Below are 5,460 nucleotides of genomic sequence, written 5' to 3' on the forward strand. Positions count from 1 at the left end.
TCTCACCGTCCAATATTGTGCCGGGTATCAGCTATTCGCCAGACAAGATGTTGCAGGGACGCTTGTTCTCCTATGCAGACGCTCACCGTCATCGCCTTGGCACGCATTATGAGAATCTACCGGTGAACCAGCCAAAATGCCCCGTGCATCACTATCACCGTGATGGTCAGATGAACACCTATGGCGGCATCGCAACGGGTAACCCGGATGCTTATTACGAGCCAAATTCGTTCAACGGCCCGGTTGAGCAACCGTCTGCCAAAGAACCGCCGCTGCGTTTGAGCGGTGATGCAGATCGCTACAATCATCGCATCGGCAATGATGACTATTCGCAGCCACGCGCATTGTTTAATCTGTTTGATGACGGCCAGAAGGCTCGTCTGTTCTCTAACATTGCAGCCGCGATGGGTGGCGTACCGGGCTTTATCGTTGAACGCCAATTGGCGCATTTCAAGCTGGTTCATCCAGACTATGAAGCTGGGGTTCGCAAGGCGTTGCATAACGCCCATGGATATCAGGCCAATACGATTGCCGTTAATGAGGAAGTGGATGCAGCGGAATAGCCGCCCATTTTCTTCATTTTGTGAAAAGCCGGATGCCCCCGCTCCGGCTTTTTGCATTTCACTAAGACTTTAAATCCGCTGCAACTGATTTGCCGATTGCCTTTTCCCATTAAGGAAGGCTATGCCCGACGTAATAAATATGAAGGAGCAGAAATGCGGCTTGGCGGACGCCTTCAGGCGGCGATAGAGGTTTTAAATGATATTGAAGCGGGTAAACGCCCGGCTTCCGACGCACTGAAGGATTGGGGTGCATCGCATCGCTTCGCCGGTGCGGGTGATCGTGCCGTCATTGGCAATATTGTTTATGATGCGCTGCGCCGTAAATTGTCTATCGCATGGCGTATGGATAGCGATGATGCGCGCGCATTGGCTTATGGGGCGCTGGTCTCCGAAGGCGGTTTGGATTTTGCTGCTATTGATGCAGCACTTGAAGGCGATAAGTTTGCTCCTGCCCTGTTGGAGGCGGCTCCGCGTGAAGCGTGGGCAAATCGCGATATCGCTAATGCGCCTGCCTATATTCGCGCTGACGTACCAGAATGGTGCGTTGCTTCGTTAGAAGCACAGTTCGGCGAACATTGGGTGGATGAGGCTGCAGCGCTTTCGACACGTCCGCCCGTTGATCTTCGGGTAAATGTGCTGAAAGCAAAACCCGAAGCTGTCATTGAAGCATTAGAAAAAGCGGGCGTTGGTAAAGCGCCATTGCTTAATCAGGCTTTGCGTATGCCTCCCATTGAGGCGCTTGGCCGTCATCCGAATGTGCAAACCGATCAGTCGTTTCTTGACGGTTGGTTTGAGGTGCAGGATTTGGGTTCGCAGCTTGCCGCATTGTTCGCAGGTGCAAAACCTGGCGAACAGGTTCTGGACTATTGCGCAGGGGCGGGTGGTAAGACATTGGCGCTGGCCGCAGCTATGGGAAATAGTGGGCAGGTTCACGCGTATGATGCCGCGCGTGCCCGGCTTTCGCCGATGCATGATCGCTTGCAACGGGCAGGGGTTCGCAATACGCAGATCCATGGCAATCTCGACGCGCTTACGCCATTAATGGAACGTATGGACTTGGTTCTCACGGACGCACCTTGCACGGGCTCCGGCACCTGGCGGCGCAGGCCTGATGCCAAATGGCGTCTCAATGACGAGCAACTCGAGCGTCGTTTGCAAGACCAGAAGGAAGTTCTGGATGCCGCAAAGCATTATGTAAAACCGGGAGGGCGTCTGGTTTATGTGACCTGTTCGCTTTTTGCTGAAGAAAATACCCAGCAAGTTGAACGGTTTCTCGATGAGAACAGCAATTTCACTGAAACTGCACCACAAGACCTCTGGCAGACAATCGTTCCAAATGCTGGGGCAGTTTCACCCGTTTTTCCGGCTCGAGGTAGTGTATTTTCCCCGTTATCGACCGATACGGATGGGTTTTATGTGAGTGTTCTGCAAAGGAATACTTAACTCAAGGTGCTGGATGCCTATTTCAAAGTTAAAAAGGTAAGATACTTCCCGCTTTGTAAGAATAAATTGTAATTACGGCGCTAGACAGGCGCTGTAATTGCGAACATATTAAGTACGTCGGTATGCTGTAGATTTTGCTCGAATTGGCTGGCAGCGACGTGCCTTTGATCACTTTGTTTTCCCCGACAAAGGTGATCGCTATCTGCTTTGGTAAGGTAAGAACGCCAGAGCATTATTATATGGTTCGTGATGGGCAAGTTTGTTCTGTCGAAAACACAGAAGCCGTCATTCTCGAGCAACGCAGACATGGTGGTTGTGCAGGATCAAGGGGCTACAGGGATGATCAAAACCATTGCAGGCAAGCGTCTTCTTTACGTTATGGCGACGGAAGCGGAATATGGTCCGTATTTGAGTTCGCTGTTTTTGCCGTTAATGATCGGCGTTGGGCCGGTTGAAGCAGCAATCAATCTGATGCGTATTCTGACGGTGTTTGAACAGCAAGGCGAATTGCCCGATATTGTTGTTTCAATCGGTTCTGCTGGATCGGCTCGCCTGCCTCAAACAGAGGTGTTTCAGGTTTCATCCGTTAGCTACCGCGATATGGACGCGTCACCTTTGGGATTTGAAAAAGGCTGCACGCCGTTTCTCAATTTACCTAAAGTCGTCGACATGTCGTGCATTATTCCAGGGCTGCCGCGCGCATCGCTTTCGACTGGTGCAAATATCGTGTCTGGTAAAGCCTATGAAGCCATTGAAGCCGATATGGTTGATATGGAGACCTATGCGTGTCTGCGTGCGTGTCAGGCGCATGGCGTTGATCTGATCGGCCTGCGTGGCATTTCAGATGGTGCGCGTGAGTTGCGACATGTCGATGATTGGACCGAGTTTCTAGACGTCATCGATGAGAAGCTCGCGACAGCCGTTGAGGCGCTTGAAGCGGCGATTGTTGCTGACGCACTGACACTTCCTGACAAGGATGTGTCAGTATAGGGCAAGTTTCTTCGTTTGTTTGTTGAAACGTGGCACTTCGTCCATTGCATTTTTGCCGCTTTTTATCTAGATGCTCGGCATGAGCACCACAGCAAATCCTGACACTATCCTTATCGTCGACTTTGGCAGCCAGGTCACGCAGCTTATTGCACGCCGCGTACGTGAGGCCGGAGTTTATTCCGAGATCGTTCCGTTTCAGTCTGCGGAAGATGCCTATAAGCGCATCAATCCGAAGGCGGTAATTTTGTCGGGTAGCCCACACTCGACAACGGACATTGGCAGCCCGCGCGCGCCACAGGCGATTTTCGAGACTGGAATTCCAGTTCTCGGTATCTGCTATGGCGAGCAGACCATGTGCGCCCAGCTGGGTGGCAAGGTCGAAAGTGGCCATGACCGTGAGTTCGGTCGTGCTTTCCTTGAAGTGCAAGAAGACAGCGCGCTGTTTGCTGGCGTTTGGGCTAAGGGCACCCGTCATCAGGTTTGGATGAGCCACGGCGATCGCGTTACCGCGCTTCCTGAAGGCTTTAAGGTTATCGGCACATCGCCAAATGCACCTTTTGCAGCCATTTCGGATGAGAAGCGCAAGTATTTTGCGGTTCAGTTCCACCCGGAAGTTGTGCATACACCGGATGGTGCAAAGCTTATTCAGAACTTCGTTCACAACATCGTCGGCATCAAGCCAGACTGGACAATGTCTGCCTATCGCGAACAGGCTGTTGAAGCCATTCGTAAGCAGGTCGGTAAGGGCAAGGTTATTTGCGCACTGTCCGGCGGTGTCGATTCCTCGGTTGCAGCCCTACTGATCCATGAAGCAGTTGGCGATCAGTTGACCTGTATCCTTGTTGATCATGGTTTGATGCGCAAGAACGAAGCTGCCGACGTGGTGGCTATGTTCAAAGAACATTATAACCTGCCGCTCATCCTCGTGAATGCGCAGGACCGTTTCATTGGCGCTCTCGAAGGCGAAAGCGATCCGGAAAAGAAGCGCAAGACTATTGGTCGTCTTTTCATCGAAGTGTTTGAAGAAGAAGCGAACAAGCTGGGCGGCGCAGACTTCCTCGCACAGGGCACGCTCTATCCGGACGTTATCGAAAGCGTTTCGTTTACTGGCGGTCCTTCGGTGACAATCAAGTCGCACCACAATGTTGGCGGTTTGCCAGATCGCATGAACATGCAGCTCGTTGAGCCGTTGCGCGAACTCTTCAAGGATGAAGTACGCGTATTGGGCAAGGAACTTGGTCTGCCTGACAGCTTCATCGGACGTCATCCGTTCCCTGGTCCGGGTCTTGCGATCCGTTGCCCGGGCGGCATCACGCGCGAGAAGCTCGAAATCCTGCGTGAAGCGGATGCGATTTATCTCGACGAAATCCGTAAGGCTGGCCTGTACGATGCAATCTGGCAGGCTTTTGCCGTTCTGCTTCCGGTTCAGACTGTTGGCGTGATGGGCGACGGTCGTACTTACGAATTCGTTTGCGCCCTGCGTGCCGTGACTTCAGTTGACGGTATGACTGCGGATTTCTACCACTACGACATGAACTTCCTTGGCAATGCGGCGACCCGCATTATCAATGAAGTGCGTGGTATCAACCGCGTGGTCTACGACGTGACCTCGAAGCCTCCGGGCACGATTGAGTGGGAATAATATACGTTTAACTCCCGATCTTATGCCGCCGCATCTTAAATATGATGCGGCGGCATTGTTTTATTCAGAATGTGATTATTGATTGATTTCAGGTTCGACCAGTTTTCTGAGTTTATCGAGTGAATCCTGCCAGCCGAGATAACAGGCCTCAAGCGGAATAATATCCGGAACGCCTTCCTGAATGATCGTGACTTCAGTTCCAACAGACACGGCTTTCAGATCGACAGTCACTTTCATCTCGCCGGGCATGTTAGGGTCGTCGAACCTGTCGGTATAAACAAGACGCTCTCCGGCAACGAGGTCTATATAATTGCCTCCAAACGAATGCGATTCGCCCGTTGTAAAATTGCGGAACGACATTTTGTGATTGCCACCAACTTCTGCATTCATTTCATGCACCGTACATAAGAACCCGTAAGGCGGAAGCCAGCTCGCAATCGCGTCTGGTTCAATGAATGCCCGATAGACTTTTTCAGGCTTTGCCGCGATGACGCGGTGCAGGCGAATAATATTTGGCATGCTTTCCTCCCTTTACATTTCTCTTCCCTGGATTATGCCTGTTCGCGTTCCCACTTATTGTTCCTGATCTACTGCAGATATCTAGCGCAGCGCTATCCGCGAAGAAGGGCGGGAGAGGGGCCGTGAATGCACTTATATATATGGCGACAGAATCGGGTTGTTTGTGTTGGTTAATTTTTGATAAAATTGCTTTGGTTTAGCTGTGGAAAGAAAGTTTGCGATTTTTTGTGAAAGTTCGTTGACAGTTTCGGGAAGTAGGGTCTATATGGCTTCCAACGAGGGCGGCGACGCTGCTAGCGGCAG

The 5,460-nt window shown here is 51.6% G+C and carries 5 protein-coding genes; 4 read left to right on the plus strand and 1 reads right to left on the minus strand.

Translation table 11 applies throughout. The features are described 5' to 3' along the window. From WH356_RS23895 to guaA, 4 genes are all read left to right on the plus strand, one after another. A partial coding sequence (locus tag WH356_RS23895) for a catalase (RefSeq protein WP_339515381.1) occupies window positions 1–563 on the plus strand: 563 nt, incomplete at its 5' end. 153 nt (window positions 564–716) lie between these two features. Further along, entirely contained in the window at window positions 717–2,006 is a 1,290-nt protein-coding gene (locus tag WH356_RS23900; RefSeq protein ID WP_339515387.1) for an RsmB/NOP family class I SAM-dependent RNA methyltransferase, read from the plus strand. 339 nt (window positions 2,007–2,345) lie between these two features. Further along, on the plus strand, window positions 2,346–2,996 hold the full coding sequence (locus WH356_RS23905; RefSeq protein ID WP_339515389.1) for a 5'-methylthioadenosine/S-adenosylhomocysteine nucleosidase: 651 nt from the start codon (window positions 2,346–2,348) through the stop codon (window positions 2,994–2,996). Between the two features lie 79 nt (window positions 2,997–3,075). Continuing rightward, window positions 3,076–4,638, plus strand: coding sequence for a glutamine-hydrolyzing GMP synthase (gene guaA / locus WH356_RS23910; RefSeq protein ID WP_339515383.1), 1,563 nt, complete (start codon window positions 3,076–3,078; stop codon window positions 4,636–4,638). 75 nt (window positions 4,639–4,713) lie between these two features. Here guaA and WH356_RS23915 read toward each other — a convergent pair whose 3' ends face one another. Continuing rightward, window positions 4,714–5,157, minus strand: coding sequence for an SRPBCC family protein (locus WH356_RS23915; protein ID WP_339515385.1), 444 nt, complete (start codon window positions 5,155–5,157; stop codon window positions 4,714–4,716). Between the last annotated feature and the right edge of the window lie 303 nt (window positions 5,158–5,460).

The sequence above is a fragment of the Ochrobactrum sp. MYb379 genome (assembly GCF_037479515.1).
Taxonomy (GTDB): domain Bacteria; phylum Pseudomonadota; class Alphaproteobacteria; order Rhizobiales; family Rhizobiaceae; genus Brucella.